Source organism: Micrococcus sp. HMSC31B01, from assembly GCF_001816085.1.
Lineage (GTDB): Bacteria > Actinomycetota > Actinomycetes > Actinomycetales > Micrococcaceae > Micrococcus > Micrococcus luteus.
In genome coordinates this window covers 1-4,625 of sequence record NZ_KV825205.1, presented here as the reverse complement: position 1 = coordinate 4,625, position 4,625 = coordinate 1, and the positions used below count along the sequence as shown (strand labels likewise).

The window sequence follows — 4,625 nt, the reverse complement described above, 5'->3', positions numbered from 1 at the left end:
CGCCCGGTGGGCGGCTGGCTGGTGGACGTGGCGGCGGTGCTGGCCGACCGCGCGTCGGGGGTGGCGTTCACGCGGGACCTGCTCGCGCGCACGGTGGAGCGGACGCCGCGCCTGGGCTGCTTCGGGCTGCACGAGTGGGCGATGGCATACCGCTCGGACGTGCACGGGGTGCGGCACTCCCAGCTGCCGCTGCGGCTCGGGGCCGAGGGGACGGACGCGGTGGTGGAGGGCTCGCGGATCCGGTGCACGCACTTCGACGCGTTCCGGTTCTTCGCGCCCGAGGCCCGCGACCGCAACGAGGGCGACGACGGCGTCCTGCCCACGCGCGCCGGGATGCGGGAGATGGAACAGCCCGGCTGCCTGCACGCGGGGATGGACCCATAGAAGTCAACATCGCTTAGGATGGAGTCATGCGCGCCGCCATCTACCTCCGCATCTCCCTCGACCGTCACGGCGACGGCCTTGCAGTAGAGCGGCAACGCGAGGACTGCAAACGGATCATCGCTCAGCGTGGATGGGAGCACGTCGCCACCTATGAGGATCCGTCCGTGTCAGCTTCATCACGCACCGTCACCCGCCCCGGGTATGAGCGCATGGTCCGAGACTGGCAGGCCGGCCGCTTCGACGCCGTTGTCTGCTGGGACCTCGACCGCCTCACTCGCCAACCCCGGCAGCTGGAAGACTGGATCGACGCCGCCGAACAACGCGGACTACACCTCGTGACCGCGAACGGGGAGGCCGACCTAGGCACGGATGCCGGCCGGATGTTCGCCCGTATTAAGGCGGCCGTCTCCCGCCAGGAGGTGGACCGTAAGAGCGCGCGGCAGGTGCGCGCCGCTCAGCAACGCGCCGAGCTCGGCAAGGGGTGGGGCCCTCGCCGGCCGTTCGGATTCGCCGAGGACAAGGTGACCCATGACCCCGCCGAGGCGGCCGTGGTGCGTCGCATGTACGACGACTTCAATGCAGGCGTGGGCCAGCGCGAGATCTGCCGCCGTCTGGCCGCGGAGGGTGTGCGCACGAGCACGGGCCGGGAGTGGACTCAACCCGCCCTTCGGCAGTTTCTCCGCAATCCCCGCAACGCCGGCCTCCGCGCCTACCGGGGGGAGATCATCGGCCCCGCTGAATGGGCGCCCCTGGTAAGCGAATCGGTCTACCGCGCCGCCCTCGATCGCATGGACGCGCCGACGAAGCGTGTAGGAGGCAGCGGCGCTAAACATCTGTTGATCGGCGTGGCCCGGTGCGGGGTCTGCGATAGCCCGGTGGGAACCAACTACACGGCGACTCACAAGCGGCAGTACGCGTGCCGAGCCGGACACGTGGCGCGCTCCGCGGAGGCCGTGGACGCATACGTTTCTGAGGTCGCCGTGGGCGTCCTGTCCACCCGCGGGGCCGCCGCCTTTACCCGCCATGACGACGCGGGGCAGGTAGAACTCTCGGCCGAGGCCGACCGGATCCGAGCACGACAAGAAGCGCTAGCCGTGGAGTTCGCCGACGGCACCCTTACCGCCGCACAGTTGCGCGCAGCTAACGCCCGCATGGCGGAGCGTCTCGAACAGGTCACCGCAGCGATGGTCGCGGCCGAGGGCAATGCGGCACTGCGCCCCCTGCTTGAAGCGGAGAGCGTGGCGGCAGGCTGGGAGCGTCTGGATATACCGCGGCGACGCGCGGTGATAGACACGCTCATGAACGTGCGGATCCTGCGCACGTCGCAAGGGTCCCGGTTCGACCCGGCATCCGTGGAGATCACACCGCGCACGGGGTGAGGAGTTCCGCGGAACCAGCGGCCAGCAGGGTGGGCCGCCCACGGAGGACCCGCACACCAAGGTGATACTTATCACATCCCGTTGACGGGGCAGGAACTGTCACATAAAGTGTAGTTAGGTCGCCAGAGGTGGGCCAGAGCCACGTAGTGCTCCCACCAGGCGGCAGGGCTGGACGCTCTCCGCCAGTCGCCGCAGGCGGGCGATCTTTGCCCCGTCTGGTTGACAGCCGCCGAAGTGAGTCATAGCGTGTAGTTAGGTCGCAAGAGGTGGGCCAAGGTGTCAGACATGGCGGAGAAGCGGCCAACACACCTCTCAAGCTGACGACAGTCCCACGTCCTCGGGGCAGGCGCCCACAAGGGTTGTCTAGCCGCCCCGCTACGCCGGACACCACGGGGCCGCTCTATCTGCCCTACGGGCAGGGAGCCCCCCGCCCACTCCCACCCCTACGCACATCGCTAAGGCCAGTCACTCGACTGGCCTTTTTTCGTGCCCAAACTCAGGAGGAAACCCTTGTCCGAGATGGCCCCCACCCTGTACAGCCCTCGCGAAATCGCAGAGATGTTCGGAGTCTCCACCCGCCGTATCAACAGCCTGATCCGGGAGGGCGCCCTGCCGGTCTACGTGCTCGGCCCGCGGACGCGCCGTATCGACGTTCAGGCCGCCCGGGAGGCCCTCGCCCTTGAGCGCCCTTGAAATCGCGGCGGCCGCCCGCCGGCTGGTAGAGGCGTGGCCCCCGCTCACCCCTGAACAGATCGACCGGATCACCCACCTGACGAACCCCGCCCCGAGCGGGGTTTTTTTATGCCCGGATTCGGGCCATACGGAGGCCAAAACTACGTGATGACGGACATGAAGAAGGGCCGCCCCGCTACCGACGGGGCGGCCCCCACTACCAAGCTCGCCACTCCCATCTTGCTCGACCCCGAGACCATGCTGGAGGGCGTCCTCGTCCTCGTTGTCGCCCACACCGAGGCCGGGGAAACCCGCTACCGGCGCCGCGTGTTCTACACCGTGGCAGCCGCTCAGCGCGCCGCTGATCGCGCGGTGGAGCGCGGACACGCCGCGTCCGTCACCCTGTGCCGGCTGGCACCGGTCACGACCCTGGCCGGCGGGTGGAAGGCATGAACGGCCCGACCTGTCGCCACTGCGCGGATTGGGCATACGGCTATGCCGAGGGCTACGCCCAGGGGCACGCATCCGGTCTGGCCGCCGGACGCGTGCAGGGCGCCGCTGAGGGGCCCGCTCACCCGGCTATCGCTGACTCCGTGGCCCGCATGTTCGCCGGGTGGGACGGCGCCGAGGCGGCCCATGCCCGCTCCGCCGCCGGCTTCCGTGACTGGTACGCCCAGGCCCGCCAGGAGGAGAACGCGCATGACATCGCCGCTTGATATCGAGGACGTGGATCTGTCGGAGACGACCCGCCAGCGGCCCGACTACTTCCACCCGGACCTCTACGCCGAACAGCCGCCGGCAGAACGGCCCGGAGAGAAGCACCGGGGCCAGCTGCGCATCGCGCACCGCCTGGCCGAGGCCCACAGCGGCCGGCTGATGTACGTCAACGGGCTGGGCTGGCACGTCTGGGACGGGCAGCGGTGGGCGCCGGACGAGACCGCCGCCGCTGAACGCGCCGTTCACGACGTGCTGCGCTCAGCCCTGGCCGAATCCCACGACGGGGACCGCAATCTGCGCGAAGACGTCCGCCGCTGCGAGACGGCCGCGGGCATCCGCGGCGTCCTGGACATCGCCGCCACCCTGGAAGGTGTGCGCGTGGCCGTGGACGCCCTCGACGCGGACCCGCACCTGCTGAACGTGGCGAACGGGACGTTGGATCTGCGCACACGCACCCTGCGCCCGCACGATCCGGCCGACCGCCTCACCCGCGTCTGCCGGGGTGCGTGGACCGCTGGGGAGTCCGATGGGATGTGGTCCGACTTCCTGGCCCGGGTGTTGCCTGATGACGCTGAACGCGCCTACTTCCAGCGCGTGATCGGTCAGGCCGTGTTCGGTGCCGTCCGCGAGCACCTGTTCCCCGTGCTCACGGGCACGGGTGCAAACGGCAAGGGCACTGCCTACACCGCCATTGCGCACGCGCTGGGCGACTACGCCGCCATCATCGACCCGGACCTGCTGATGACGTCCGCGCGCGGCCCGGGCGGGCCGGAAATGATGCAGCTGTTCGGGGCGCGTCTGGTCATCGGCTCGGAGACCGAGGAGGGCAAGCCCCTGGACGCCGCGCTGATGAAGCGCCTGACCGGCGGTGACCCCATCACGGCCCGGCATCTGTACCAGGCGCCCGTCACCTGGGAGCCCTCTCACCAGTTCCTCTACGTGACGAATCACCTACCAAAGGTGAAGGGCAACGATCCAGCGGTCTGGCGGCGCGTGCGTGTGCTGCCCTTCGACGTGGTCATCCCGCCGGCTGATCGCGACCCCGCCCTGCCCGAGCGCCTGCGTGAGGCCGCTGACGCCGTGGTGACGTGGGCCGTGCGCGGATGGTGGGACTACCTGGACGCGGGCGGCATGGGCGAACCGGAGGCGGTGAAGGCCGCAACGGACGCCTACGCGGTGCAGTCAGACGCGGTGCGCCGGTTCATCGCTGACGCCTGTGTGATCGCGCCCGGAGCGTCGGCACGGACCCGTGAGCTGCATACGGCCTGGACGGCATGGGCTGCTGCCGACGGGGCCGAGCCGCTGGCCGAGAAGAAGTTCGGGGCCGAGCTGGACCGGCTGGGATACCCCACCACCCGGACCCGCGCCGGGTCTGTCCGGCAGGGCATCGGACTGCTTGCAGACGATGACTGACCGGCCCGCGTGACAGGTGTGGCAGGTCAAAGAGGGCGTGTCAGATGGTCTGTGTAAGCC

The 4,625-nt window shown here is 69.7% G+C and carries 5 protein-coding genes and 1 pseudogene; all 6 read left to right on the top strand.

Features of this window, described 5'->3' with window-relative positions; translation table 11 throughout:
• Nucleotides 1-378, top strand: a pseudogene (locus HMPREF3105_RS08100) (3-methyladenine DNA glycosylase); the annotation flags it as partial.
• A gap of 32 nt (nucleotides 379-410) precedes the next feature.
• Nucleotides 411-1,763 carry a recombinase family protein gene (locus tag HMPREF3105_RS08095; protein WP_070709165.1) on the top strand — a complete coding sequence of 451 codons (1,353 nt, stop codon included), beginning with the start codon at nucleotides 411-413 and terminating at the stop codon, nucleotides 1,761-1,763.
• 510 nt (nucleotides 1,764-2,273) lie between these two features.
• On the top strand, nucleotides 2,274-2,456 hold the full coding sequence (locus HMPREF3105_RS08090; RefSeq protein WP_070709163.1) for a helix-turn-helix transcriptional regulator: 183 nt from the start codon (nucleotides 2,274-2,276) through the stop codon (nucleotides 2,454-2,456).
• 147 nt (nucleotides 2,457-2,603) lie between these two features.
• Nucleotides 2,604-2,888, top strand: a complete 285-nt coding sequence (locus HMPREF3105_RS08085; protein ID WP_141762470.1) for a hypothetical protein — start codon at nucleotides 2,604-2,606, stop codon at nucleotides 2,886-2,888.
• Nucleotides 2,889-3,028: 140 nt separating this feature from the next.
• Nucleotides 3,029-3,151: a hypothetical protein gene (locus tag HMPREF3105_RS13680; protein WP_256375219.1), complete on the top strand. Its 123-nt coding sequence runs from the start codon at nucleotides 3,029-3,031 to the stop codon at nucleotides 3,149-3,151.
• The gene (locus tag HMPREF3105_RS08075) at nucleotides 3,135-4,565 is read left to right on the top strand and encodes a DNA primase family protein (protein WP_083325317.1); all 1,431 of its coding nucleotides are present in this window, start codon (nucleotides 3,135-3,137) and stop codon (nucleotides 4,563-4,565) included. Before HMPREF3105_RS13680 ends, HMPREF3105_RS08075 begins: the two co-directional genes overlap by 17 nt.
• Nucleotides 4,566-4,625 lie beyond the last annotated feature (60 nt).